Source organism: uncultured Thiodictyon sp. (assembly GCA_903837595.1).
Lineage (GTDB): Bacteria > Pseudomonadota > Gammaproteobacteria > Chromatiales > Chromatiaceae > Thiodictyon.
The window spans coordinates 1-24583 of record CAILVI010000447.1; the positions used below are offsets into that span (position 1 = coordinate 1).

Consider the following 24583-nt stretch of genomic DNA (forward strand, 5'->3'; position numbering starts at 1 on the left):
CGCTTTAGCCCTGTTCGTTAGCCGCGGAAGCCCCACTTAGCGCGCTCTGTCGAGTACGACCGGTAGCCGACTCCGAAGATCGTGTCGATGTAATATTTGGCCTTTCCGCTTGCGTCTGGCTCCGGAAAGTCCGGCGGGGATATCTCGATGCGGCCAGGGCGCGTTGGATGAGTTATCACGCTAAGGATTCTCACATATCCATCTGCCTGGAAGGCGGTTATTGGCGGACCCTCCCTCCAGTCACCGTAATAACTGGAGCCGGATGGCCGCGTTGGATGAAGGTATAACAATGGCATTCCATACTCACGGCGGCTAACAAGCAGCCTCAAAATCGAGCCCCGCCATCAGGGTCCGAGTGTGCTGATAGTCCCCGAGTGGCGGGGCCGCTTTAGGCGGATCGTTAGCTGCGCCAGGCGTCCAGGGCGCGGCGAAGTCCATCAGCCGCTTTGCCGCCGCCGATCCGCTCAGCTTTGGCGCGCTGCTGTGGCGTCAAGCGCACGTTTACCTGTTCCTTCTTGGCGTCAGGCTTGGTGGTGCCGGCCGGTCGGCCGGCACCATCTCGGGTGCCGCCGCGGCTCATCACGCGGCCCCGACCACTACTTGATGCGTGTCCCAAAGCAAGGGCAGGAGGTCGCGGTTGCCGAGCGCCTTTTCCGCTTTCGTCGCGGCTGCGTGGTAATCCTGCAAGTCTTCCTTGCTCAGTCCGATGCTGTTGGCATGGTCAAGATCGGCCTGGACGGTATTGGGGTCTGACGCGCGTCCGATCTTCAGATCCCCAAAATAGACGTTCACTTCGGAGATTTCGCGGGACTTGGTTAGACCGGCGATGGTGCGGAATTCGGTGCGGGCTGTGAACATTTCTGATCTCCGGTGTGGCTCCCTGCCGTTGCTGTATCCTATGATGAAATGATAGCAGATAATCACAGGAAGGCAAGCAAAAAAATCAAAAAAAAGTCGCAGCTAACACTGTGCCTAAGAGCGAGCGCGCGCCACGGGCGTTGTGCTGGTTTGCCGGGTCCGCGGGGGCGCGCGCCGCCTTGGCCCTGTTCGTTAGCCAGACAAAGAATCAGCCAGGCCACGCAGGGCCTCGATTTCTGCGTCTAGCCAGTCCGCCACTTGGTCGCAAGAGCACGCGGGGCCGATCCGCCTGCGGATATCTTGGATCGCCGATATACGCGAGGTCAGCTTGATCCGCGTGTCTTTGCGCTGAAGTTTCAGTGCGAATTTCGTCTCGTCGGAAAACTCAGACATGGCTAACAACGGGCTCAAAATCGAGCCCCGCCATCGGGCTCTGAGTGGATTGATAGGGCCGCGGTTGGCGGGGCCGGTTTAAGCTTCAGGTTAGGTGCTGACCTTGCGCCGCTTGGGCCGTTTCGGCTCAACATACTCGGGCCACGGGGGCACCTGTTCACAGTTGGTGTGCTCGTGGCGGTTGGCGAGCAGTTCGGCATCGTCGCCTGGCAGCCACCAGTAGCGCGTTCCTGGAGGTATGGCCCGCCCGCAAGCCGAACACTGCCGGAGCTTCCTGGATACCTGGATGCCGCTCATTTAATCTCCAAAAAATTAACACGCACCTAACAAGCCCATGGCGCCGGTGAGGATCATCGGCAGGTCGCCGAGAAAGCTTTCCCGCTCGAAACCAGGCTGCGGCGCCGGGATGCCTGCGCCGGGTGCCGTAGGGATGTGATGGACCGCGCTTTCGATGTCGACATTCTGTTGGATTCCTACCTTGATCGACGCTACGTCAATGGGATGCTTCCCCACCCGGGCTGCGAATGCGAATGGTGCCGGTGCTCCCTATGGAAAATAGAAAACCAGACCCCGCGGCCCCCAGGGGTCGACCCTGAGTTTGCGGCGTGGGTACGGGCGGAGCTGGCGAAGGCGCGCCCGACACCATAACCCCTTGGCGCGTCTGCGTTAGCCCCGGCGCGCCAAGTCTAGGGCTGGCTACACGGGGAGTCGCCGGTCATCCCGGACCAGCTTCAAGACGCCGCCTCGGCCCCGCAGTCAGCGCGACTCGATGAGCCGGCGCCACAGCGCCGCTTCTGACCGGACGCTGAGGTTGTGCCGGTACGCCCCGTGGCCGCCCAGGGTGATCGCGATCACCCACACCAGCAGGCCGGCCCAAAAGAAGACCCCGACGCTGGCCGCGGCCAGCGACCCGACGATGGCGTAGGCGAACACCAAGCCCGACGACAGGATCAGGACGGCGCCCCCCAGCGGGTTGCCGTAAAGGGTCCCGATCGGCCCCAGCACCAGGGGCAGGAGGAAGGCCGCGTCGAGGCTCTTCTTGCGCGCGTCGTAGAAGTCATTCAGTTCCTCTTCGAGGTCTTGTGTTCTGGCGGCGGAAAACACGCGTCTGGCCATGGTCGTCTCCGGGTTGTGCGGTTGTGCGGTTGTGCGGTTGTGCGGTTGTGCGGTTGTGCGGTTGCGATCGTTCAATAGCCCCCGTGGTACGGGGCTCAGGGCGACGCCCCCTGCTGCGGGAACACGCGGCTCAGCGCCAGGCTGATCAGGTCGAAGTCAGCGCGCCGTTGGCGGGCGCGTTCGCGCGCCAGATCCTCGCGCGCCCGCTCCTCGCGCGGGCGCGGCGGGGCGTGGGCGGTGTCCAGTTGCCGGAGCTTTGTGCGCACCGCGCTTTTCGTGCGGGGCCAGCCGAGCATGGTCATCTGTTCCGCCAGCTCCGACTCACTTGGGCGCGGGGCCAAGGCACTACGTTGCCTCAGCCAGCGAGTTTCTTCTGGAGCCCAGTGCGCGCCGGTACGCATCGGCCCCGCTCCTACGCGTCCGCGCGTCCGCGCCTCGCGCATCGCGCGAGGGAGCGCCAGCTCCTCGCGCGAGGGCGAGGGGGGCCAGCGGGGGCGGCGGGCGGCGTCATTGCGGCCAGCACTTGGCGGGCGAAGGCGTCCATGTCGCCCACCAGCGCCCGACGGCCGAACAGCTTGCGCAGCGCGTGCGCCACACTTTGCCGCCCGGCGTTCGGGTCCTCCTCTGCGATGCTGAGGATGTGTGGCGTGTCGTCCGGGTCGTAGGTGGTGGCGATCTTGCGGGCCAACGATGCACGCTCGGCGCCATCGAACAGCTTCGCCAGTTCGTAGTCACCCTGTTCTTTCTCGGTCAGCTCTCGGCCATAGACGATGATCCCGTGGCGCGCCCACTCGTAGTGATCCTGCCCGGGCACCGGGCGCGGTTCGACGCGGTAGGGTCCGGGCGGCACTTGGGCATAGCCCGCGGGGCGGTTCACGAGGGCGTAGCGGTACTCTGGGGTGGTCATGCTGGTTTACCCCATCGCCTTGCCGATCGCGGCCAGGATGAAAAGGGCAGACCCCAAGCCGCAGACGAGCAGGAGGAAGAACCAAGCCAGGCCGAGGATGGCTCGGATGTTCACTATGATGGCGAAAAGGCCAAGGGCGAAAGCAGCGATCAGGATGGTGTCGAGCATGATGTTCTCCTCTAGGTGGGTTTCCGGGGCGGTGCGGGGCTCGGGGCGCGCGCGCGCTGGTCCGCCCCCCGGACGCGTTTGTTATGCGCGTTTGCTATCCAGCCGCTTCGGTGTCGGGGCCGTAGGCGTCCAGCTCGGTGATCGCGTCTTCCACTTGGCGCGGGTCGCTGGGGTCGTCGATCTCCAGCTCGGTCAGCAGATCGGCGGCGGTGCGGAGGAGCTGGGCACGCGCCCGGCGTTCTTCGCCGGTGTTGGAATGGGCGTCGCTGGGGTCGAGGTCGCGGATGTGCTCGGCGCAATCGGTGAGGGCGCTGAGCGTGTTTTGGAAACGGCAGTAGGACATGTTCATTTTGTGCCTCGGTTGGCTTAGCCGCCGGCCTTGCGCGGCCGGCGGTGGCTAGGTTAGCGGGCTATCCACCAGGCCGGCACCGGCGCTGCGCAGGCACCAGATGCCGCACAGAAGGCGTCGAAGCTGGCTTGTGCGGTGGCCTCATCGACCCCGCTATGGCGGGCGATGCTTGCCATGCTGTAGATCGGCTCGCCGGCCAACGTGCGGCCGTTCGGTTCGGGCAGGAGCCCCATCTCGGCCGCCGCTTCGGCCAGCATGTCGCGGATGTTCTCCGGGGCCAGGCGCAGCATCTGGGTCCAGGCTGCTACGACCCGCGGGTCCTGGCCGTCGAGCCCGGCGGCCCTCTGGCGTTGGCCCTCCTCATAGGCGGCGAGGAACGCGGGGGAGGGGTTTTTGTTTTGCATCGTTTGCTCGGTTTGGGGTTTGCGGGTTGTGTTTGGTGTCTCTCGACGGCTATTAGTATAGGTACTATCCGCCGCGAGGCAAGCCCCGGGGGCAAAAATCAGCTAGATTCGGTGCAGAGGCTTAGGCATGTACCGCGCATCGGGGGTGGCGCCCATGGATAAGCCAAGCTAATCTTGGCGCTGTTTACCCACCGCCGCTTGGAGGCCCACCCGATGCTGCTGACGTACCTTGATCTTGTGGAACTGGTGGCGGATGGGGTGCTGGCCCCGGTGGCGCCCAGCCAGATCAACGCGGCCAGCATCGATGTGCGCCTGGGTAATCGGCTGCTGATCGAGGACCCGGAGCGCGCGGCCCGGATTGATCTTGCCAAGCGGGAGGTCCCGCCGTTCGTAGGGGCACCGTTGTGCGCCGACGGGTGCTGGCTGCTGCACCCCGGGGAGTTCTGCCTGGCCCACACCCGCGAGGTGTTCGACCTGCCCGCGGACGTCTGCGCCGAGTTCAAACTCAAGTCGAGCCTGGCGCGCGCCGGGCTTGGACACGCGCTTAGCGGATTCTGCGACCCGGGCTGGACGGGCTCGGTGCTGACCCTGGAGCTGCGCAACGATTTGCAGTATAACTGTCCATCCGTCGCGCGGGGTTCGGTAGGCTCGCGCTGGTCGTGACCACAGACTCGCCAGGACACCTCTTTGGAGCTTGCTGCCATGTCCGAATCCCCCGCATCCGTCGCCTTCGATGACCACGCCCCGGCTGCCGAGCGCCAGGCGGCCCACGTGGAGCTGGTACAGACCCACACCGACCTGTCAAGCCTGATCCCCCCGGCGCACATCCAGCTGGTGATCGATTACATCGAGGGCCAGTATGACGAGGCGCGGCTGGCCAAGGCGGCGCAGGTGATCCCCTTCCCGGGGCGGCCCCGGGAGATCAAGCGCGGGATGCAGTCGGTCTATCTCGATGGGCTGCAAATCTACGCCCACGGGGATTATTTCGATCGGCCGAGTCCGATAGGGTACGAGTCGCTGCGCCTGATGGTCGAGCAGGTCCCGGTGCTGAGCGCGGTGCTGATGACGCGCATCCGCCAGGTCCTACGCTTTGCCGGCCCGCAGGACGATACCGGGCAGGGATTCGCGATCCGCCACATTGACAAAGGCCACAAGCTCACCCCCGAGGAGCACGACAGCGTGCGCCTGCTGACGAAGTTCATCCAGCACGGAGGGTGGGAGTTCAACCCCCGGCGCCGCTCGGCGCTCAAGCGCGACAACTTCTCCCAGTTCCTGGCCAAGCTGGTGCGCGAGTCGCTGACCTACGATGCGGCGCCGGTCGAGACGGAGATGAAGCGCGACCGCAAAGCCGGAATCGACGGTTTCTACGCGATCGACGGATCCACCATTCGGTTGTGTACGGACGAGGGCTATCGCGGCGACGACGCGGTGTTCGCGGTGCAGGTCGTGCAGGACCAGGTCGTCACCGCCTACACCCACGACGACTTGATCCTGCAACCGCGCAACCCGCGCGCGGACGTGCGCCTGGCCGGCTACGGGCTGGGCGAGGCGGAGCTGTTGGTCCGGGTCGTCACTGGCTGGCTAAACGCCCTGAACTACAACATGGCGGGGTTCGATAAGAACGCGATCCCCAGGGGCATCTTGAACCTGGTCGGGGAGTATTCCAACGAGGACCTCACGGCGTTTCGGCGGTACTGGAATGCGATGGTGAAGGGCGTGAACAACGCTTTTGTGCTGCCGATCATGGCGAGCCGCACGCCGGAGTCAAAGATCAGCTTCGAGCGGCTGGATAGCGGCTTTGACGAGATGCTTTTTAGTAAGTGGGTCACATTCCTGACCAGCATCGTGTGTGCGGTCTACGGCATGAGCCCCACCGAGATAAACTTCGACTCCTTCACCGCCGGCACCACCAGCGCCCTGGCGGGGAAAGACACGTCCGAGAAACTCGCGGCCAGCCGGGATTCCGGCTTGCGCCCGCTGCTGGCGTACCTGGAGAACCTGATCAGCGACTTCATCGTCGCCGACTTTTCTGACCACTATGTCTTTCGTTGGACGGGGCTCGATGAGGAAGACAATCAGCAGCACTACCAGACCCGCATGGCGGTCTACACCGTCAACGAGGCGCGTGCGTCGGAGGGCCTGACCCCGCTGCGGGGGCCGCTGGGCGAGGCGCCGGTCAATCCGTCGCTGATCGGCCCGTGGATGCAGATCACCGGGGTCGGACAGCCGGCGCCCGGAGAGGACACGGGCGATGGCCCTGACGCTGAACCGGGGGCGGATTCCCGAGCGCCAAAAGACGACGCGCCGACCGCGAGCGCGCCCAAGGTTGGCCCCAAGGAGCGCAAGATCGCGGGGGATTTTGTGGGCGGCCTGGCTGGGCAGGCTTTGAAGAAAGCCGACCCGTACCACGACAGCCTGGGCTGCTTCGCTTCAGCGCCTGGTGCGCGGGCGCCCCAGGTCCGCTACGAGAAGCGCCAGTTGCATGAGCTGGATGACTATGCGCTCACGCACCCGTTGGCAGCGCCAGATTCGATGCTGGTGACGCTGAATGCCGACGACTTGGCGATGCAGCTTGACAAGGGACCGGCGGTGGAGACCGCCGACGGCAAGATCAAGGTCGTCGGACGTAAAGGCCCCGGGCGCGGCTATGGCATGGTCAAAGTGCATTGGAAGCACGGGCAGCGGTCCGGCAAGCCCGACCACGATCGGATCACCCGCGGGGACGTGCTGGCGCTCCCTGAAGTGCTGCGGACCACGCCCACGACGGTGATCGATGATGAACACGGCGACCCGATCCGCTGGGAGTGGATTCGGAAACGCTTTGATGGGCAGCCGGTTGTCTACGGGGCGAGCCGTTTTTCAGCGGGCGATGACAAGAACCACGTGGTTACTATTCAGGTCGACCCAATGAAAAAAGCAACCCTGTGTGCCACGAGCGACTTGTTGGGCCGGACCTCGTGGCTACCAGATAACGCGATTTCGGTTTCGGCGTCATCGGTTGGGCTGCTTCGCATTCAGTATTATCCAGAGGAGCCCGAAGTTCAAGGCGACTTTTTCGGTGGCACGATCCCGAACATCTGGCGTGTGGGCGAGTGACCGGCCCCGTTCTTCTCGATCTTCAGGACGTCCCAAGCTGCGCCTGCAACCATGGGCTGGAAGCCCTGCACAAGGCCCAGGCCGAGCAGTCCACCGAGCCCTTGATCTGGTTGCCACACGACAACCCGTGGCTCACTGCCCTGTGCGAGGACTTCACCACGGCGGGCCAGGCCCAGTTGCTGGACGCCCAGACGGCCCTGTTCACGGCCCTGGGGCTGGCGTCTGGCCCCGGCGTGCTGGCCAAGGCCACCACCCTGACCCCGGCGCAGGTCGGCGCGCTGGTGGCGCAGTTGCAGAAGCCCTTGCAGACCTACGCCCCCGCGGACTGGGTAGCGCTGGTCGACCTCATCATCCACACCAAGCTGGTCCCGCCGCAGCTCAAGGAGGCGGCGGAGGCGCTGGTCTGGCGCGCGCAACTGGCCGGGCGGCTCGACGCGCTGCACCTGGTGGACCCGACGCTCGCGCCCCACGAGGCGCTGTTGCAGTTGGTCCTGCGGGCCAACCCGACGCGCCGCGTCGAGCAGGCCACGGTGCAGCACCGGGCCTGGGAGTGGGCCAAGACGCGGGTGGCGATCTACGTCCAGCAGATCACCGACAACCTGCGGGCGCGCATCGCGGGGACCATCATCGAGCACCTCGAAGCCCATGGCCCCCACAACCGGAGCCTCCTGCAACAGCAACTGTTCGATGTCTTCGGCGCTGCCAACCGCGACTGGCGGCGCATCGCTGTCACCGAAGCGGCCGAGGTGGCCAACACCACCTATCTTTCGCAGTTCCCGGGCGGCACCCGGGTCGAGCGGCTGGAGAGGTACGCCAGCGCCTGTCCGTTCTGCGCCGGGCTGCACGGGCGCATCTTCATCTGGTCGACCCAGCCGCTCGGCAACGAGTACGGCTGGACCCATGTGTGGCCGGGCAAGACCAACGTGGGCCGCTCGGCAAGCCCGCGCAAGAAGACCGACGTGGGATTAGTCGAGCGCACCGAGGATGAGCGGTGGTGGCCGGCAAGTGGGACCCAGCACCCGCATTGCCGGGGCCGGTGGCTGGCCAAGCCCGCAGCGGATATCCCGCCCGGCGTTGACCCGGCGTTCGTCGCCTGGGTTCGGGCGGAGCTGGCGAAGGCATAGCCAGCGCCGTGACCCCCAGGGCGAAAAATTTAGTTGGTAGTGGGGGCTGCGAAAATGTCGTGACACGAGTATTGTTGTGTTCATCCACAAACGGAGATACACAGCATGAGTCCATCCGCGACCCCCCGCCACTACTCGACTGACGACGCCTCCCGTGTCTTGGCGGTGAAGTCCAACACCTTGCGCACCGCGCTGTATCAACAGCACCACTACTTCGGCATCCGGCCGACCAAGCTCCCAAACGGCAAGTGGCTGTGGCCCGCCGACCAGGTCGACGCCCTGGCTCGCGGGGAGGTGCCGCGCGCACAGGATGTCGCAGCATGAACGACATGACCATGCCAGTCGCGCCCACCCCAACGGTGGAACAGCTCAACCTTGAGTACCGCCTGAGCCAGAGCAAGGTCAGCGAGGCGGTACAGCACGCGATCACCTGCGGCCTGATGCTCTTGCAGGTCAAGGCGTCGCTGGCGCACGGGCAGTGCGGCGCCTGGCTGGACGAACAGCGCAAGTCCGGCGCCATTGAGTTCACCAACCGGACCGCCCGCAAGTATATGCGCGTTGCTTCAAATCGAAACCGCGGTTTCGATTTGGAGACCTCCCCCAGCATCCGGGCCGCCCTCGAACTCCTCACCGACAAGGACGAACTCCCAGAACCACCTGGCTTGGACCTTGAGACCGAAAAGGAGCGCGAGAGACGCATCAAGGCCGAAGCCCGGGCCGCTGAAGCGGCTTTCGCAGCCGGGAGAGCGGAACAGGAGAAGGCCACCGCCGAACAGTGCTCTGAAGAATGGCGCCAGCAGGCCATCGCCGAAAAGAAGCGTCGGGAGGAGCACAGCCAACTGGCGGCTACCGCCCAAGCTGAAGCAGCCACATTGCGCAAGACCCTGGCCGCGGATGCCAAGAAGTTGGCGGCTGCCCGGGTGGCGGAGATCAATGGCGACCTTGGAAAGGCTCTGATCGACAAAGCTGAGTTGACGCAGAAGCTCAAGGCGGCAAAGAAGGACCAGGACGCGGCGGTGGAGGCGCGAACGCAGCAGGCCCTGCGCGCGCAACAGGACGAGATCAACCGCATGGAGGCGCAGTTGCAGGCCGTCGAGGGGCGCATCGCCGTTTTGAACGGCCGCCTTGATGCCTTCAACGACCAAGATCGAGCGGTCACCCACTACACCGAGAGGAGACGCGAGATTCGCTCGGCGATGGACGCCCTCAGCCTCCATCTGACCCGCGCGTTCGACCCCGATTACGCTTCGTTCTTACCCGCACCATTTGTCTCGGTCTTTGAGCGTGTGGCCGCCGAGTTGGCTCAGGGCGCTGCCGATGTGCGCGCGGTGCTGGATCGGGTTGAAATTCTCCAGATTGAGGTAGCGGTCCATGAATAAGGCTCTTGCGACACGAATCGATCCCATGCACGCGATGGCGGTGGCGTCGCAAACGCAGTTGATGGACGCCGTGACGCGGTTTGGTGGCTATGTGGACCGCACGGGGGTTGCGGCGCCGAGTGGCCGGAGTTGCCGCCCCGCGTGTCGTGACAGTACCCTGGGCACATGGAAACCACTAGCTATCTGTGTATCTCCGGTCTGCTGAAGGCGCGCCCGGCCGAAGAGGCGGGCCAGCGCATGCTCTACATGGAAGCGTCCAACGAGGCGATCGACCTTCAGGGCGATCGGGTGCTGGCTAAGTCGTTGTCGGATTCGGCGGATCACTTTTTGCGCTACGGCAACCTCGACCTGGATCACCGCACGCTGATCCCGCCGCGGGGGCCGGGCGACAACCCGTACCTGTGGGAAATCGGCCGCCCGATCGATGCCAAGATTGACGGCACCGCAACCTATGTCAAAGCCCAACTCTTTACGGGCGAGGGCCAGATGGCGGACAACGCCAACATGGTCTGGGACAGCCTGACGCGCATCAATCCCCCGGCGCGGTGGTACCCCTCCGTCGGCGGCCAAATCCTGGAGCGCGCGGACGAGATCGACCCGATGACGAAGGCGCGGGTCAGTCTGATCGTAAATGTACGGTGGACGAATATCGGGTTGTCACGTAATCCAGTGAACCCGGCCGTCCCCTCGGTGGCGACCGTCCCCATTGGTACGCTGGCCAAATGCTGCACCCCGGGGGGGATCGATTTAGCGAAGGCGTTGGCCGCGGGCTACGGCACCGACGCCGCACGTCTGGCGGACGGCGCTGCGCTGCGGGTGCAATCCCTCGACCCCGCGCTCCAGGGCACGCTGCCGGGGCCGCTGACGCTGCCGGATGACGCCGCTGTCTCTGAGTGGCTGGCCCAGCGCTTGCGGCCGGCCGCCCTGGCCCACGAACTGGAGGCCCGTTACGGATTTCCCCCTTCTGAGGCGCTGGCCATGGCCCGGCGCTTTTTGCGCGATGTGTTTACTGCGGCCGTGCCGGAGATATTGAATTATGAGCGAATTTAACGCCTTGGTGGATGAAGTCAAAGACGTGCTCTGGGAGCAGGAGAACCTCCTCGCCAAAGCGCGCAAACCCGATGCCGATGACGCGGCCGACGACGCCCGCATCAAGGCCGCCGCAGACGGCGATGAAGATGATGACGGCGAGCCTGATAGCGAAGACGCGGTCGATGACTTCGACGACCACGAGGAAGAGGGCGAAGACGCGGACGAAGACGAAGACGAGTCCGCGCCGCTGAAGAAGGCGCTCACGGTCACGCTTGATGACGGCTCCGCGGCCACCGCCTACGACGGCGCGGCGCTGATCAAGTCGTTCCGCGACCAGGTCGCCGCAGTGCGGACCGAGACCCACGAAGATCTGGTCGAACTGACCCGGGCGCTGGTGCGCTCGACGCAGCTCCTCAAGTCGTTGCGCGAGCAATCCGATGAGCAGGCGGCGTTGATCAAAGCGCACGGCGACCAGCTTCAGACGCTGCGCACGACCGGGAGCGGGCGTAAGAGTTCGCTGTCGATACACGAGCGCCCGGTGGTGGGCGACGAAGCCCTGGCGAAGACGGGCGCCATGGACCCCTCACGGCTACTGGTCAAGGCGCTCGACGCGCAGCGCGCGGGGCGGCTGACCGGCCTGGAGGTGGCGCAGATCGACGCCTGTTTGCACCGCGGACTGGCCGTTCCAGAAACCCTGCTGAATCAAATCGGCGACTGATTTTTCAACGTATTGGAGACTCTTATGGACCTCACCCAACTGGCCGCCGCCACCCCCACGGGTGCCGTCACCGGCGAGATGGCGTTCGGCGACCTCAACGCCCTGCGCAAGGCATTGGAAGCCGGCTACGGCACCGATGTTGCCGGGCTGACGGGCGGCGGCGCGCTGCGCTTTCAGTCGCTCGACACGACCCTCCAGGCGACGTTGGCGGACAACAACCATTTTCGCCTGTTCAACGCCCTGCCCAAGTCTGACGCGGGAGCAACGGTCGACGAGTGGACCGAGGCGACCGACCAGGGCGGGTTCGCTGGCGGTTCCGCCAATGGCGAACTGGACGCCATAAACCAGGCACAGGGGGTTTACGCGCGCCGGGCGGCGTTCGTGAAATACCTGATGACTCGGTGCGAGGTATCGTTTGTCCAGACCTTGCAAAACGCCATCGTGCAAGCGGAGGCCATCGAGAACCAGATGGGCACCCTGCGCCTGCTGCGCGATGTCGAGCACCTGAGCTTTGAGGGCGACAGCAGCGTGGTCAGCTCCGAGTTCGACGGGCTCTATGCACAGATTGCCAGCCTCAACTCAACCGATCACGTGCTCGATGCCGAAGCCGCCAGCCTGGCTCACATCGACCTGGTGAACAAGGCGGCGGCCACCATCGTCGGTGTTGGCAACTTCGGCGTGCCGACCGATATCTTCATGTCTCCCTTGGTTCAGTCGGACTTTGACACCGGACTCGACCCGGCCTTCCGTGTCTCGCTGAGCAATACCGGGCAGGACATCATGCTGGGCGCCCCGGTGCGCGGCATCCGCACGTCTTGGGGCGACATCAAAGCCAACCCGGATGTCTTCATTCGTGACGAGGCGCAGCAGACTCCGTTTGCCGTGCGCTACGCCAGTGTCGCCGCGGCCAACGCCGCCAACGTGTCAGCGGGGGTGACCGGCACCGCCGCCTCCGATGTCGCGTCGAAGTTCGGCGCCGCCCACGCGGGCAACTATTACTACGCCGTGGCGGGCGTGTCGAAGGCGGGCGAGTCGACCCTGGCGATCTCCTCCCAGAAGGCCGTCGCTGCGGGCGAGAAGCTGACGCTGACCATTCAGCCATCGGCGGCCGGCACCGAGACCGGGTATGCGATCTATCGCAGCGCCAAAAACGGCGGCTATGCGGCCACCGACTTCCGCCTGATGACTCGGGTGGCGCGCGCGACCAGCGGAAACACCACCTACGTCGATCTCAACCGCGACATTCCCGGAACCTCGAAGGCGTACATCCTGAACCTCTCTCCGGGGCATCACGCCATCACGTGGCGCAAGCTGCTGCCGCTCACCAAATTTGCGCTCTACCCGACCACCGCTGCTGTGGTGCCCTGGGCGCTCTTGATGTTCGGCTTCCTGCGGGTGTCCAAGCGCAGACAAAATGTGGTGATTAAAAACATTTTGCCGACTGGCGCCACGTTCCGGCCGTTCGGATAGTGGCCATGGCCCGCATCCGCTGCACGCTGCCTAACGCCAGCGACCTGATCAGTGGGGTGCGCTTCACCCCGGCCGGCGACGGCCGGGGCGTAGTCTCGGAGCTACTGGAGGACGAGACCGCGGCGCGGTTCCTCGCGATCCCCGGCTATGAGCCTGTGAAGGAGCGGGGCCAGGCTCGGCCCGCCGCCCCCGACGCGCCACCCACTGTCGCTGAGCTGCCACCACCGCCTGGCCCCGAGAGGAGAAAGCTGTGACCCGATCCATCGTAGACATGCTCAACCGCTGCCTGCCTGTGGCGAGCTACGCCAAGCTGGGCACGCTCCTGGCCAATCTGGTCGCGCAGGTAAACGCCCTGCAGGCTGACATGGCGCGGCTGTACCTGATCAATCAGTTCGTGCTGATCGCCCCGACGCTGGCCTGCACGGCGACGACTGGCCACAAGGTGCCGAAGTCGACCGCCGCCTTCGCGGTGTGGGTGGGCAGCACCTTGCAGAGTTGCGCGGCCAACACCGACCTGAGCGCGATGGTCGGGGTCGTGGCCGCCGGCAAGTGCGCCCTGTGGGCCTGGTACATCGACGCAACCGGCACGATTACCACCTCGGCCAAGACGGCCGATGCGGCCGATGCGGCAGCCGCGCTGGCGCTCAAACCGAGTGCCCCGGCCAGCAAAGTGGAGCTGGGCTACGTCACCGTAGCCAACGGCAGTGTGGCGGCCTGGACCGCCGGCACCGACGCGCTGGACGCGGCCAGCATCACGACCACGTATCACGACAACGCGTCCATTACCGCCATGGCATCCATGACGGCCGCGCCGATCGCCCCGTTGGCCTGATGCGGTCGTGGCCTGGTCCATCTGCCCTTTTCGCCCGCGCGCTGCGTACCCGGCGCTGGTCCCCCTGCTTCTAGACGAGATAAAACACATGAGCATGAATCTTGAAACCCTGGCCGCGGATGTCGCGGCCAATCGCAGCGTCACCGAGTCCGCGGTCGCCCTGCTTGCCGGGTTGTCGCTGGCGCTAGCGCAGGCGCTGGCGGACAAGGACGACGAGGCAGTGGCCGCGCTGGCTGCTCAACTTGAGTCCCAGACGCAGGCGCTGGCCGCGGCCGTTGCCGCGAACACGCAGGCCCCGGAACCGGATCTCGCCCCCGAGCCCGCCCCGGGTTGACGCGATGGCTGTCAGGCCGCGGATTGCGCGCTTTTTGCTGTCCCGTCTGCGTGAGACGTCTACCTGGCGCTGGGCCATCCTGCTGTTCGCGGGCTCCTGGGCTACGTCACACCCGGATCAAATGGAAGCGGTCATCAAGGCCGGCGTGGCCGCGGCGGCGGCGATCGGCATCCTGTTTCCGGACACTGTGGGCCATGTCCCTGCTGTGCCTACCGACGGGGTGCGGCCACCTGTCGTGCGGGCCGTCGCTCAGCGGCGAGCTACAGGCCCTGCAGCCGCTGTACCTGGGCCATTCGACAGCCCTTGAGCGGGTGGATTGGGCGGCGCTGCGGGTTGGCCCGCGTTGCCGGTTCGAGTAGCCGGGCGCCGGACGACTGTTGTGGTCCTTATTTTCCCCTGGGGGTAGTCATGCTTCAATCGATCGCCCTGCAACTTCTCTATCGCGCCGTGGCCATACTGCTGGGGTCGCAAAACTGGGCCACCGTGCTCACCACGGTCTGGGACCTGGAACGCGACACGATGCTGACCGGCGCGCAGAAGCGCGCCAAGGTGGTCGCGTACCTGGAGTCCACGGTGTTTGGTGTTGGACGGGCGATGCTGAATCTGGCCGTGGAAGCGGCCGTTCAATGGGTCCGGGCCAAGGGGCCCAAGGAGTGATCGACGTGCTGGAAAAAACGTGCCCGCCCCACACCAGTTGTCGGCTTGAGCAGGACCGTAACTGGAGTACGCAAGACCAGCGCAACACGAAGTTGGACGCGCTGTTGTCACGGTGGGGTGGCCGCCTAGACGCGCAAGACCAGCAAATTTGCGAGCTGAAAACCGCCCTGGTCGTCGACCGCAACGAGAGCCAACGCAATCACACCCTGCTCCGGGAAAGCCTCGAGACTACCAGAGCGTACCGCCAGAAGAACGAGCAGGTCTTACAAGAGCTTGCGTTGTCGATTTGCAGCGCCCGCGAGGCGGCTGAAAAGAACCACGCGGTGCTCCTCAGCGCCGTGACGAGCAACACCTTGGTCGCGGGCAGTGCAGTGGCGCAAGCCAACGCGGCGGCCGACCGGGCGGATCATGCTCGCACGTTCGTGGCCGTTTCTGAGGGGCGGTTGACGAAACTTACCAAAGCCGTCCTGGCCAGTTGGGTGCTCGCCATTGCCGCCATCGGGACGCTGCTCACGCACTTCTTCATGGACGTGGGCGGGCGCTGGGTACAGTGGCTGTTCAGCCGAGCATGAAAGCCAATTTTGACGAGTCCTTGGCGCGGGTGCTGGTCCACGAGGGCGGCTGGGCCGACCTTCCCAAGGACCCCGGCGGCGCGACCATGAAGGGCGTTACTTTGCGCACCTATCAGCGCTTCTATGGTTCCCACCTGACGCGGGCGGACCTGCACGCCATCAGCGATGAGCGGCTGGCCCGTATCTATCGCACGGGGTTCTGGGACACCATCAACGGGGACACGCTGCCTATCGGGCTGGACTATGCCGCGTTCGACGCTGCAGTCAATTCGGGGCCGGCCCGGGCGCTGTCCTGGCTCAGCGGGCATCGCGCGGAGGCCGCCGTGAGCCTGCGCATCGTTGATTTGTGCGCGTCACGGTTGCGGTTTCTGCATGGGCTGTCGACCTGGCCGACCTTCGGTGCGGGCTGGGCGCGCCGGGTGGACGACGTGCGCGACGCCGCGCTGCGGCAAGCGGGGCGTGCCGAGCGGCCCGAACTGGCGCCGGTGCCGGCCCTGCCGACGCTGCGCGTGGGCGACGCCGGAGCCGCCGTGCGCGCGCTCCAGGGAGGCCTTGGCATGGACCCTGATGGGGCCTTCGGCCCCAGCACCTACGACGCCCTGATGCACTACCAACGCGAGCGGGGCCTGCATGTCGATGGCGTGGCCGGCCGCCAAGTGTGGCGCGCCCTGGGGCTGCAGGGGTGACTGCCGCTGGGCAGTCAGAGAGTGGCAAAAATGGTACGAAGACCAGCGGATGAAGGGGCTGTCATGAAAGCGTTCATTCTTCTTGGCGCGCTGCTAGCCCCCGGGCTGAGCCGGGCCGCGCCCTTCGTGGTGTCTGATCCCTACGCCGCCTCGGGCGTCCAGCCGACGTATTTCGAGGTGAAGTTCGACGCGGGCGCCTGGCTACGCTCGGAGACCGGCAAAGACGCCGCGGCGCTGGTGATTCTGCGCGATGACTTGGGTGCGCGTGGCCTGGCCCATGGCGCCCACACGGTGGTGGCGCGCGCCTGTGTCGATGGGTGGGGGTGTAGCGCCGCGAGCCCCCCTTTCGCTTTTACTGCGGGCGCCCCTGGCGTGCCCGCCATCAAGATTGTTCTCAACTGATGCGCGCGCCGCCCCGGATCGCTGACAGGTAGCCACGATGAGCCTTTTCCCTGATCTGTACGCGGCTGCTGCCCGCTTGCGCCGTGACCGGCTGAGCGCGGACATCTTTGACGGCCGCGCCTTCCACGACGACTACCTGATCGAGCAGATCAACGCGGCAGAGGCCGACGCGCAGCGCGCGCTGCGGGTGTTCTTCACGCCTACGGAGGTCCTACCCGAGACCACGACGGCAGCTGAACGCGAGGCGCTGGACGCGGCCGGCACGCCGTGGGTCGAGGAACCTGGATATGACCTGGAGGGGGACTTCTTTTCGGGGGAGCGCTGGGGCTACCTCATCACCCGCCACAAGCCCATCATCGACGTGCACAGCATGCGATTCGTCTACCCGCAGCCCTATTCGGGGGTCTTCACGATCCCGCTCGACTGGGTGCGCTTGGACAAAAAATACGGCCACGTCCGCCTGGTGCCCGGGACTCAGAGCTTCGCCGCGCCGCTGTCGGCCGGCATCCTGCAAATCATGGGCGCAGGCCGGACCATCCCGCAGATGATTCAACTGCGCTACACCGCCGGACTGACCAATGCGGCCGCGGCGTTCCCAGACCTGGTGGACCTGGTCATCCGGATGGCGGTCCTGCGGCTGCTGCAGGGGCTTTTTCTGCCCGCGTCCGAGTCGATTAGCGCCGACGGTCTGTCGCAGAGTCGCAGCGTGGACCTGGATAAGTACCAAGCCGGCATCGATGTGCTCCTGGAGCGGCTGCGCCAGGCCATCCATGGCGCGTCTGTGATGGTGTTTTGATGCAGATCCAGGCCGTCAACCACGACATCGCGGTGCCCCGCGGCGCCGGGTACCGGGTTAGCTTTCATTTGGTCAACTCGGACACGGGGGTGGCGATGACGCTCAGCGGGTATTCTGGACTGGCGCAGGTGCGCCCGGATGCGCTGTCAGACACCCTGCTCGGGGAAATCTCCACCACGTCGGGCGACATCACGATCGACGAGACGGGGGGCGTGGTCCACCTGCGCTTTCCCGCGGCGCTGACGGCCGCGGTGCTGGGCGAGGCCGCGTGGGACGTGCTCATTTTCCCTCCTGATGATGCCGAGGGGCCGTATCAGGTCGCTTTCGGTGCCTTCGCGGCGGCACCTTCCGTTACCCGGGTTCCCCCGGGCACTCCATGAGCGACCCCGTGGTCGTAGTGGTCCCGGTCCTGGCACCCCCCGTGGTGCCTGTCTTGCTGCGCACCGGGTGTGCCCGGGTGGCGCATATCGGGGAACCCGGGCCGCCGGGACCCGCCGGCGCGCGCGGCCCCACCGGCGCACTGACGACCATATCTTTAGCCCGGGTGTTCGCGCTGATGGGTGCCTGACCATGCCAGAAACGGTAAAAGTCCTGGGCCAGACGAGTCCGGCTGCGGGCGTCTTATCTGGTCTGTACGAGGTGCCGGGTTTTGCCTCCTGCACGGTGAGCTCCATAGTCATCTGCAATAGAGGCGATGTGGACGGGAGCTTTCGGGTGGCGGTAGCAATAGGCGGGGCCGATGATTCACCCGAGCAGTACCTGTACTACGATCAGATGGTGGAAAAAAGAGCAACCTTCGTGGCCACGATTGGTATCACTCTAGGCTCGGCCGATGTCCTGCGGGTCCAGGCGGGCACTTCCGATGTGTCATTCAACCTGTTCGGTATTGAGGTGGCGTAATGTCTCAAGGTTCATCTTCTTCCTCGATCGATCTGCGCCGTGTCAGTGGAAACGCTATCGCGCTCGGCGCGGGTGCGTCTTCTGCTGGGACGCTGCGCGTCCAGCTCAGCGACGAGTCGTTGGCCGCCCTTGAGAACATCAGCATCACCGTACCGGGTACGGTGGACCTTGGCACCGTATCGCTGGCGGCCCTCGAAACGATCACGGTCGAACAGACCGATGCGACCAAGTTCAAGACCACTAGCAAGATCACCGACGGCACAAATAGTGCGACGGTAAAAGCCGCCAGCACGGCCGCCGTTGCCGGGGATACTGCCCTGGTTGTTGCGATCAGCCCGAATAACTCTGTCGGCGTCTCTGGCACGGTAGCCACTACCCAGTCCGGCACTTGGAGCGTCACCGCGGTCGATGGCGGCGGATCGCTGACGGTCGACGGTACCTTCTGGCAGGCCACGCAGCCTGTGTCGCTTGCGACAGCAATTGGTGTTACCGACAATTCCGGGAGCCTGACTGTCGATGCGCCGGTTGGCACCCCGGTATTTGTTCGTCTCTCCAGCGGTACCGCGGCGGTCGACACGATCCCTGTATCCATCGCGTCATTGCCCTCTGTGGCTGTCACCAACGCGGGGACGTTCGCTGTCCAGGTCGACGGCTCGGCACTGACCTCGCTGCAACTGCTCGACGACACGGTTATCGCCGACAACGCCACGTTCGGCACGACGAAAATGATCGCTGTCGGCGGCACCGACGGGACCAACTCGCAGGTCATCTCGGTGACTTCGGGCGGTCTGGTCAATATCGCGGATGGCGGCGGAGCCATTACCGTTGACGGCACCGTTGCAGTATCGGGCTCGGTGGCGGTTACCGGGACCTTCTGGCAGGCGACCCAGCCGGTTTCTGGTACTTTCTGGCAAGCGACTCAGCCGGTCTCTATTGCGTCCACGGTAGCGATCACGGATAACTCGGGATCGATTACGGTTGACGGTACTTTCTGGCAGGCGACCCAACCTGTCTCCATCGCGTCATCGATTGGCGTGACGGATGCGAGCGGCAGCCTCACGGTTGATGCGCCGGTTGGCACTCCCGTTTTCGTTCGACTGTCCAATGGTTCAACGGCGATCGATACCATTCCGGTCACTGCATCTTATGCAGCGAAAACCAATGCCAGTGTGTCTGCGTATGCGGCCAGTCTCGCCGTCAAGGCGAGCGCTGGGACCCTGTACATGATCAATGGGTACAACGCAAAAACATCGGACCAGTGGATTCAGCTCCATGATGCGGCATCGCTTCCCGCGGACGCCTCAGCACCGAAGCTGACCTTTTTGGCCCCCGCCGAATCCAATTTCTATTTTGATTTTGGAATCTACGGTCGGGCATTTACCACGGGTATTGTAATCTGCAACTCTACCACGGGTGCCACCAAGACTGTGGGCTCCGCGGATTGCTGGTTCGATGCCCAATATACATAAGGCGGAAGCATGAGCGACCAAACGGAAGTAGACCTGAAGCTAAGTGTGCAGAAGGTCAACACGGTCTTAAACGCTCTGGGCCAATTGCCCTATGCGCAAGTGGCCACGCTGATTGGCGAGATTAAGAGTCAGGCGGAACTGTCTCTCAAATCCAAAATTGCCCTTCAAGAGCCGGTCTAAAAAATGGGCAGCGGCGCCTCTTCTCAGCCGAAAGACAGAGACCTGACGTATATCGCCCGGTCTTTGCAAGCCACCCAGACTGGGGTCCTGAAAAAGACGGACTACGACACCTGGGCGCTGGATGCCGTGCTTTACAGCATCGGCGCTGTCGGGACGCCTGGGGACGGCACTTTTCTGGTGGGCAACGGGTCGTCATGGGTTGGGGAGTCTGGCGCGACAGCACGGACGAGCATTGGTGCGTCAACTGTGGGGAGCAATCTACTCACGCTGACAAACCCAAGCGCAGTGACGTTCCCCAGAATCAATGCGGATAACACCGTTTCTGCCATTGACGCTGCGACCCTATCAGCCGCTCTTGGAACGGGGTCTGGGCTGTCTGCTCAGGTGCTGCATGGGTTCCCTAACCGCACCGCAACGTCGCGGACATTCAATAACTCTAGCCGCGTTTTCACACTTGGCGTAGCGACGACGGCGACCGTCTATATCGCCGGGGTCCCCTATACGCTGTCCAATCCTGGACTGACTGTTGACCTGGACGACAAAACCCTATCTGTTGGGCTGTGGTTTATCTGGGCTGAGGTTGTGACCGGCGCGGTAGTGCTCAACGCGGCCAAAACCTCCTGGGATATTCTGGATACGACAAAAATACCTGTTGCGCTCGTATACTGGAATGGATCAGCCGGTGCGTTGCAGGAGGAGCGTCATAGTGCTTACGCTGATCAATCATGGCATCAATGGGCGCATGATACGATCGGAGCGCGCATCGAGAATGACGGGAGTTTTGCGCAGACATACCCAACGACATCAGTGGATGGGAAGATCGAACTGGTCGGCGGGTCATTATGGGATGAAGACCTCGAAACAGTAGTATCCGCTGCCAAAGGGAAGCTGGCACGGAATTGGTACGAGACGGCATCAGGGGTTTGGACATTCGCTGATGGAACCAATAACGCAGGGAATGACCGGCCCTACATTTGGAACTCTGGAACATCTCGGCTTCAATACCCGAAGAGCAATTCTAGTTATGCGCTCACTGATGCAAACTCAAACGACTATATCGCCGTCTGGGTGTTTGCATCAAACGATGTAGACCGTCCGATCTACACTGTGACGCAGGCGAAGACCGCGCCGTATAACACGCTGGCTCTGGCGCGAAACGCCACCATGCCCACCCTGGCATTTGGGCCAGAAATGAGGCTACTCTATCGCTGGATTTACCGCGGCGACGGAGAGTATCAAGAGGCGGTGGATTATCGTACCTCATCGTCGCTGCCGGGCGGCGGTGTCACGGCGCCCTCTGCATCCAGCGTTACTGCGGTTGCAACGGCACCGCTCACGGCCGGGTCAGTGCAGGGCCAGTTGGACGAGATAGCGGCAATCGTCGGCGGCAGGACAATTCCTTTTTTCTTATCCGACGAGACCGCCAGCAATATCTCAATGCGGTCCTCGACGATTCCCTTTTTCCTCTCAGACGGGACCGCCAGTAGCATCCCCGCGGGGCTCTGATGAAACTCTCCCCCCGGTCCTTCGACGGACTCCTGGGCGGCCTGGGGCAGCGCCTGACCTGGCGCGCCAGTACCGCCTGCCCCTGCGCCAGTCCGCACTCCGGAGCGGCGAGCCCCTCGTGCACCCATTGCGACGGAAAAGGGCGGCTATGGGGCGATCCGCAGGAGTCCCTGGCGGGGATCGTGTCGCGCGAAATCGTTAAGCTCTACGCCCCGATGATGATGCTGGACGCGGGCGACGTGATGCTGGTGATCCCCGCGGACCAGTCGGTCTACGCCCTGGGCGGATTCGATCGGGTGGTGCTGACGGATCGCACCGAGCCCTTTTCGCTCCTCGTGATCCCGGGGCTCAACGACGTGTTGCGCTTCGCCCCGGTGTGCATCGATGAGGTGACCTGGATCGGCACCGCGGGCGAACTGGTCCACGGTCCGATCCCGCTGGTCTACAACCGCGGGGCGCTGCATTGGGCGGGCGCGTCACCCCCCGCGGGGGTGACGTTCGCGCTTACGGGGCGGCGGCACCCCGAGTATTTCTGCTACCTGGCCCTGCCGCTCGATCGCCCTCACCATCAGGGCGAGACCCTTCCGCGCAGGGTGGTGCTGCGGCGCTTCGACCTGTTCGGATCATGATCCAGTACGGATTTACCGCCGACCTTAGCGCGCTCTCCCATCTGCCGGCGATCGCCCTAGAGAAGGTCAAGCCGAAGGTCTCTTACGTGGTGCGCCAGACCTCGGTGCGCGCGGCCGAGATGTGGAAGAAATCCGTCGCGCCAGCCCGCATCCGGGAGGCGGAGAAGGTCGCCTATGAAGCCTCGATCCGCTGGGAGATGGTGGGCGAGTTCGCGGCGCTGGTCTGGACCGACTACGCCCCCGCCGCTGAGATCGAGACCGGACGCCCGGCCAAGGACCTCAAGGCGGTCCTGGCCACGGCCAAGAAGGCGCGCGTGGTCAAAACCGGCAAGCACGCCGGGCAGAAATATCTGATCATCCCGTTTCGCCACAACGTCCCGACCCCCGCGGGGGTCGGCGCCTATGCTCGGCAGATGCCCCCGGCCATCTACTCGCTGGCCAAGGCCCTGGCGCCGTCCGGTGTGACCGGTGCGACGACCCGGCTTTCCGCCACCGGGCATACCGTCTACCAGGACCCATATCACGGGGGCGGGCGCCTCCCCGCTGGCTTGGCACCCAAGGCAAAGCCGTATCACGTCACGGACCTCTACGCGGGCATGGTGCGATTCGATCAGTCCACAGGGAAGGCGAAGTCCAGCGCTTATATGACCTTCCGCACCATGGGCGAGTGGTCGCATGAGTGGATCGTGCCGGCGAAGCCCGGGCTTTTCCTGGCGCAAAAAGTGTCCGAGAGGATCGGCCCGGTGTTCGCGTCGCTCCTGGCGTATGCCGTCCCGTCGGGTTGAGCGCTCCCCGGAGGCCGGCGCGGGTGGACACCCGGGCGGTGCCCTTAGTATCCAGCAGCCCCGGCAGAGTAGTCGCGCTGCGAGTAGTCATACTGATCCCACCGGGGGTACGTGGCGCCGTCATCCTCATCGTGGCAGCCCGCGCGTAGGTCCTCGATGGCGCAGGTACACCGTCCCCGCGTAGACATCCGCCCATCGCAGTCGCACCCGTCCGTGGCCCATTCGTGCACCACCTGGCCCGCCTCCAGCGTCCAGGAGTCCTGCGTGCTGCTCCACCCCTCATCGTGCAGCCAGGCTCTGTGGTATGTCAGGGTCTGCCCGGGGCGCAGGGTCAGATGGACCGGCCCGCGGCAGAAGATCCAAAATCGTGCGTTCATGCCGTTTCCGGCCGTGCGTTCGCCCTGGGTGGGGGTGGGGGTGGGCGGGGACAAAAGGCGTGGCAGGTTGGACATGCGCCGTACTCCGGATCGAGCGGACCATGCGGGGTTAGCAGACCGGGCTCAGGGTCCGGCGCACCCGAGGGTGCCCCCGCACGGCCCTAAAAACGGCCGCGCGCTCGTCCATGAAAAAACCGCCTGGCGGCGGTTGTCCGCCTGAGTCGTTCGGGCTGCTAAACCCGGCCGCCGGGACCCCGGCGACAGGTCGAGACTAGACCCGCTACCGGCGCGCGTCAAGTCATCAAATGCTGATTCCGCGCCCTCCGCCACCACCCTGCCGCTGTCGTGACAGTAGGCTGGCCGCATGATCATTTTTTCGCACGCCCCCCCTTGCGGCAACGCCGTCGCGCTGTCCCTGTCCTTGTCATCAGCGGTGGCGCAGTGGCGCCTGCTGCGGAGGGCCGACACGGACTTCGTGGGCGCCGACGATGACACCGCCAGGGTGATCGCCGCAGGCTTCGGTGGGGGCGGATACTTTCCGGTGCTGGACTTCACCGGGCTAAGCAACGGCGCGCCTGCGTGGTACTGCCACTACGAGCGCATCAACGGCATCTGGGCGGCATCCGGTGACCCGGTTGCGGTAACCCCGGCCTATGTCGCTGAGCCCCTCTACACCAATCCTGACCTGCCCGAGCTGGTGCGCGAGCGCCTGGGGCTGGGGTTGCAGGCCGAGGTGCTGGCCAACCGGCTGCGGCATGATGCTGGCGCCATCCCGGTGCTCTGCGCCCACCCGCTGATTGAGTCGGTGCGCATGCCCGTGGTCACGGTGATTCTGCAGGAGCGGCGCGCCGAGGTCCGGGGGATTGGCGAGACCGTGATTCCGGACGTGTTCGACGCCAGCGGCGACTATTGGTCCATGTTCGAGGGCTGGCTGGATCGCTCCACCGTCCAAATCGGTGTCTGGGCGCTGAACCACGATGACCGGCTGCGCTTGCGTAATGCCGTGCAACGGGTCCTGCTGCTCAACTTGCCGATTTTCGACGCGGCGGGGTTTCTCACGCCGGACCTGAGCGATTCGGACACGCAGGACTTCGAGTCTTTCAACGCGCCGGTCTATCAGTCCGTGTTTACTTTGTCCTGCCTGCACCCCGCTCTGGTGCGCGCGCAGGCGTCCGTCCTCCACTTTAACGAGGTTCTCATCAATGGCTGACCCGACCCCCTCTGGGACGCCCGCGCCCCCGATCGCTCTGACGTCTGGCGCTCCTGTCGCCGACATCGCCCTCGATGACTGGTGTGCAATGAGAAGCAGCAAGCTGGGCCGGCGCGTCGAAGCCCTGTCGGCATTTTGGAAAGAGTCCCAGCGCACCGGTCTGGGTCGGGCGACCCCGGATCAATTCGAGGCCGCCTTCGCCGCCTTCCTGGCGCGCCCGGCGTAACGGAGGAC

General features: G+C 64.7%; 36 protein-coding genes. 26 read left to right on the forward strand and 10 right to left on the reverse strand.

Going from position 1 to position 24583, the window contains the following annotated elements; genetic code table 11:
* Window positions 1-400: 400 nt before the first annotated feature.
* The 9 genes from QZY44_RS26590 to QZY44_RS26630 form a co-directional block, all read right to left on the reverse strand.
* Window positions 401-580: a hypothetical protein gene (locus QZY44_RS26590; protein WP_295455220.1), complete on the reverse strand. Its 180-nt coding sequence runs from the start codon at window positions 578-580 to the stop codon at window positions 401-403.
* Window positions 580-858, reverse strand: a complete 279-nt coding sequence (locus QZY44_RS26595; RefSeq protein ID WP_295455222.1) for a hypothetical protein — start codon at window positions 856-858, stop codon at window positions 580-582. The genes QZY44_RS26590 and QZY44_RS26595 overlap by 1 nt, the downstream gene beginning before the upstream one ends.
* 192 nt (window positions 859-1050) lie before the next feature.
* On the reverse strand, window positions 1051-1251 hold the full coding sequence (locus QZY44_RS26600; RefSeq protein ID WP_295455225.1) for a hypothetical protein: 201 nt from the start codon (window positions 1249-1251) through the stop codon (window positions 1051-1053).
* A 756-nt stretch (window positions 1252-2007) separates the two neighbouring features.
* Entirely contained in the window at window positions 2008-2367 is a 360-nt protein-coding gene (locus QZY44_RS26605; RefSeq protein ID WP_295455227.1) for a hypothetical protein, read from the reverse strand.
* Between the two features lie 95 nt (window positions 2368-2462).
* On the reverse strand, window positions 2463-2669 hold the full coding sequence (locus QZY44_RS26610) for a hypothetical protein (RefSeq protein ID WP_295455229.1): 207 nt from the start codon (window positions 2667-2669) through the stop codon (window positions 2463-2465).
* 110 nt (window positions 2670-2779) lie between these two features.
* Window positions 2780-3274, reverse strand: coding sequence for a hypothetical protein (locus QZY44_RS26615; RefSeq protein WP_295455231.1), 495 nt, complete (start codon window positions 3272-3274; stop codon window positions 2780-2782).
* 6 nt (window positions 3275-3280) lie between these two features.
* On the reverse strand, window positions 3281-3442 hold the full coding sequence (locus tag QZY44_RS26620; protein WP_295455234.1) for a hypothetical protein: 162 nt from the start codon (window positions 3440-3442) through the stop codon (window positions 3281-3283).
* A gap of 94 nt (window positions 3443-3536) precedes the next feature.
* The gene (locus QZY44_RS26625; RefSeq protein ID WP_295455236.1) at window positions 3537-3791 is read right to left on the reverse strand and encodes a hypothetical protein; all 255 of its coding nucleotides are present in this window, start codon (window positions 3789-3791) and stop codon (window positions 3537-3539) included.
* A 53-nt stretch (window positions 3792-3844) separates the two neighbouring features.
* Window positions 3845-4195, reverse strand: coding sequence for a hypothetical protein (locus tag QZY44_RS26630; protein ID WP_295455238.1), 351 nt, complete (start codon window positions 4193-4195; stop codon window positions 3845-3847).
* Between the two features lie 213 nt (window positions 4196-4408).
* Here QZY44_RS26630 and QZY44_RS26635 point away from each other — a divergent pair, with 213 nt between their 5' ends.
* The 24 genes from QZY44_RS26635 to QZY44_RS26750 all read left to right on the forward strand — a co-directional run bounded on the left by QZY44_RS26635 (window position 4409) and on the right by QZY44_RS26750 (window position 22762).
* Window positions 4409-4858: a hypothetical protein gene (locus QZY44_RS26635; protein WP_295455240.1), complete on the forward strand. Its 450-nt coding sequence runs from the start codon at window positions 4409-4411 to the stop codon at window positions 4856-4858.
* A gap of 39 nt (window positions 4859-4897) precedes the next feature.
* A complete protein-coding gene (locus QZY44_RS26640) occupies window positions 4898-7291 on the forward strand; it encodes a phage portal protein (RefSeq protein WP_295455242.1) in 2394 nt (797 codons plus the stop codon).
* Window positions 7288-8415: a hypothetical protein gene (locus tag QZY44_RS26645; protein ID WP_295455244.1), complete on the forward strand. Its 1128-nt coding sequence runs from the start codon at window positions 7288-7290 to the stop codon at window positions 8413-8415. Before QZY44_RS26640 ends, QZY44_RS26645 begins: the two co-directional genes overlap by 4 nt.
* A 105-nt stretch (window positions 8416-8520) precedes the next feature.
* Entirely contained in the window at window positions 8521-8739 is a 219-nt protein-coding gene (locus QZY44_RS26650) for a monooxygenase (protein ID WP_295455247.1), read from the forward strand.
* A complete protein-coding gene (locus tag QZY44_RS26655; protein ID WP_295455248.1) occupies window positions 8736-9794 on the forward strand; it encodes a hypothetical protein in 1059 nt (352 codons plus the stop codon). Before QZY44_RS26650 ends, QZY44_RS26655 begins: the two co-directional genes overlap by 4 nt.
* A gap of 165 nt (window positions 9795-9959) precedes the next feature.
* Window positions 9960-10844, forward strand: a complete 885-nt coding sequence (locus tag QZY44_RS26660) for a hypothetical protein (protein ID WP_295455251.1) — start codon at window positions 9960-9962, stop codon at window positions 10842-10844.
* Window positions 10831-11544, forward strand: a complete 714-nt coding sequence (locus QZY44_RS26665; RefSeq protein WP_295455253.1) for a hypothetical protein — start codon at window positions 10831-10833, stop codon at window positions 11542-11544. Before QZY44_RS26660 ends, QZY44_RS26665 begins: the two co-directional genes overlap by 14 nt.
* 24 nt (window positions 11545-11568) lie before the next feature.
* Window positions 11569-13014, forward strand: coding sequence for a hypothetical protein (locus QZY44_RS26670; protein ID WP_295455255.1), 1446 nt, complete (start codon window positions 11569-11571; stop codon window positions 13012-13014).
* A gap of 5 nt (window positions 13015-13019) precedes the next feature.
* Window positions 13020-13268, forward strand: a complete 249-nt coding sequence (locus tag QZY44_RS26675) for a hypothetical protein (RefSeq protein WP_295455257.1) — start codon at window positions 13020-13022, stop codon at window positions 13266-13268.
* Window positions 13265-13846, forward strand: a complete 582-nt coding sequence (locus QZY44_RS26680; RefSeq protein WP_295455259.1) for a hypothetical protein — start codon at window positions 13265-13267, stop codon at window positions 13844-13846. The genes QZY44_RS26675 and QZY44_RS26680 overlap by 4 nt, the downstream gene beginning before the upstream one ends.
* A gap of 88 nt (window positions 13847-13934) precedes the next feature.
* Window positions 13935-14180 carry a hypothetical protein gene (locus QZY44_RS26685; protein WP_295455261.1) on the forward strand — a complete coding sequence of 82 codons (246 nt, stop codon included), beginning with the start codon at window positions 13935-13937 and terminating at the stop codon, window positions 14178-14180.
* A gap of 408 nt (window positions 14181-14588) precedes the next feature.
* Window positions 14589-14837: a hypothetical protein gene (locus QZY44_RS26690; RefSeq protein WP_295455263.1), complete on the forward strand. Its 249-nt coding sequence runs from the start codon at window positions 14589-14591 to the stop codon at window positions 14835-14837.
* On the forward strand, window positions 14834-15409 hold the full coding sequence (locus QZY44_RS26695) for a hypothetical protein (RefSeq protein WP_295455265.1): 576 nt from the start codon (window positions 14834-14836) through the stop codon (window positions 15407-15409). Before QZY44_RS26690 ends, QZY44_RS26695 begins: the two co-directional genes overlap by 4 nt.
* Entirely contained in the window at window positions 15406-16095 is a 690-nt protein-coding gene (locus tag QZY44_RS26700) for a glycosyl hydrolase 108 family protein (protein ID WP_295455267.1), read from the forward strand. The genes QZY44_RS26695 and QZY44_RS26700 overlap by 4 nt, the downstream gene beginning before the upstream one ends.
* Before the next feature lie 63 nt (window positions 16096-16158).
* Window positions 16159-16497 carry a hypothetical protein gene (locus QZY44_RS26705; protein WP_295455269.1) on the forward strand — a complete coding sequence of 113 codons (339 nt, stop codon included), beginning with the start codon at window positions 16159-16161 and terminating at the stop codon, window positions 16495-16497.
* A gap of 37 nt (window positions 16498-16534) precedes the next feature.
* Window positions 16535-17293, forward strand: coding sequence for a hypothetical protein (locus tag QZY44_RS26710; protein WP_295455271.1), 759 nt, complete (start codon window positions 16535-16537; stop codon window positions 17291-17293).
* Window positions 17293-17673, forward strand: a complete 381-nt coding sequence (locus QZY44_RS26715) for a hypothetical protein (RefSeq protein ID WP_295455273.1) — start codon at window positions 17293-17295, stop codon at window positions 17671-17673. The genes QZY44_RS26710 and QZY44_RS26715 overlap by 1 nt, the downstream gene beginning before the upstream one ends.
* Window positions 17670-17861, forward strand: a complete 192-nt coding sequence (locus QZY44_RS26720) for a hypothetical protein (RefSeq protein WP_295455275.1) — start codon at window positions 17670-17672, stop codon at window positions 17859-17861. Before QZY44_RS26715 ends, QZY44_RS26720 begins: the two co-directional genes overlap by 4 nt.
* A gap of 2 nt (window positions 17862-17863) precedes the next feature.
* Window positions 17864-18193 (forward strand): hypothetical protein, encoded by a 330-nt coding sequence (locus QZY44_RS26725; RefSeq protein ID WP_295455278.1) that lies wholly within the window; start codon window positions 17864-17866, stop codon window positions 18191-18193.
* Entirely contained in the window at window positions 18193-19662 is a 1470-nt protein-coding gene (locus tag QZY44_RS26730) for a hypothetical protein (protein WP_295455280.1), read from the forward strand. Before QZY44_RS26725 ends, QZY44_RS26730 begins: the two co-directional genes overlap by 1 nt.
* A 9-nt stretch (window positions 19663-19671) precedes the next feature.
* On the forward strand, window positions 19672-19842 hold the full coding sequence (locus QZY44_RS26735; RefSeq protein ID WP_295455282.1) for a hypothetical protein: 171 nt from the start codon (window positions 19672-19674) through the stop codon (window positions 19840-19842).
* A gap of 3 nt (window positions 19843-19845) precedes the next feature.
* Window positions 19846-21348: a hypothetical protein gene (locus QZY44_RS26740; protein WP_295455284.1), complete on the forward strand. Its 1503-nt coding sequence runs from the start codon at window positions 19846-19848 to the stop codon at window positions 21346-21348.
* A complete protein-coding gene (locus QZY44_RS26745; RefSeq protein WP_295455287.1) occupies window positions 21348-21977 on the forward strand; it encodes a hypothetical protein in 630 nt (209 codons plus the stop codon). The genes QZY44_RS26740 and QZY44_RS26745 overlap by 1 nt, the downstream gene beginning before the upstream one ends.
* On the forward strand, window positions 21974-22762 hold the full coding sequence (locus QZY44_RS26750) for a hypothetical protein (RefSeq protein WP_295455289.1): 789 nt from the start codon (window positions 21974-21976) through the stop codon (window positions 22760-22762). Before QZY44_RS26745 ends, QZY44_RS26750 begins: the two co-directional genes overlap by 4 nt.
* Before the next feature lie 44 nt (window positions 22763-22806).
* Here the strand turns inward: QZY44_RS26750 and QZY44_RS26755 are convergent, their stop codons facing one another.
* Entirely contained in the window at window positions 22807-23214 is a 408-nt protein-coding gene (locus QZY44_RS26755) for a hypothetical protein (protein WP_295455291.1), read from the reverse strand.
* 289 nt (window positions 23215-23503) lie between these two features.
* Between QZY44_RS26755 and QZY44_RS26760 the strand changes: the two genes are divergently transcribed.
* Complete coding sequence (locus tag QZY44_RS26760; protein ID WP_295455294.1) at window positions 23504-24349, forward strand: hypothetical protein; 846 nt, start codon at window positions 23504-23506, stop codon at window positions 24347-24349.
* Between the two features lie 88 nt (window positions 24350-24437).
* Complete coding sequence (locus QZY44_RS26765; RefSeq protein WP_295455296.1) at window positions 24438-24575, forward strand: hypothetical protein; 138 nt, start codon at window positions 24438-24440, stop codon at window positions 24573-24575.
* Window positions 24576-24583 lie beyond the last annotated feature (8 nt).